Here is a 503-nt window from a genome sequence, read left to right as displayed (position 1 = left end):
GGTCAGAGCTATTATTTCGGACCGCCGATCGGCGCCGATTCCGTTCTGCGATTGCTGAAAGAACGTTTCCCGCTGACGAAGCGGGCCTGAAGCGTAAACCTCAGGCGAGCTCGCGCCAATTCTTCAAAGCCTCGACCATCTGCGGCAGTTCCACCATGCGCGAGATCACCGTTTCGGCGCCGGCATCGGTCAGGCGGTCGGCATGTGTCGGGTAGGTGTGCGAACCACCGGTGAAGCCGATCACCCGCATGCCGGCGGCGCGCGCCGCATGAACGCCATGGGTGGAATCCTCGATCACCAGGCAGCGCGACGGGTCCGCACCGAACTGCTTGGCCCCATGCAGATAGATATCCGGCTTCGGCTTGGCGCGATCCGGGCCCAGGTCCTTGGCGGAATAGATATGCGGCGCGAAATAGGGTTTGAGCCCGACCTTGCTCAGCATCATATCGAGGCGCGGGCTCGACGAATTCGAGCAGATGCAGCGCTGCTCGGTGATCTTGGAG

The 503-nt window shown here is 62.2% G+C and carries 1 protein-coding gene; it reads right to left on the bottom strand.

All coding sequences use genetic code 11. From position 1 onward, the window contains the following. Positions 1 to 100: 100 nt before the first annotated feature. Positions 101 to 503 (bottom strand): HAD-IA family hydrolase (locus tag AC1D0P_RS28450; protein WP_477679798.1); only part of this gene is annotated, 403 nt, incomplete at its 5' end.

This window comes from Polaromonas sp. P1_G2 (genome assembly GCF_056405515.1).
This window is presented reverse-complemented; position numbering and strand designations above follow the sequence as displayed.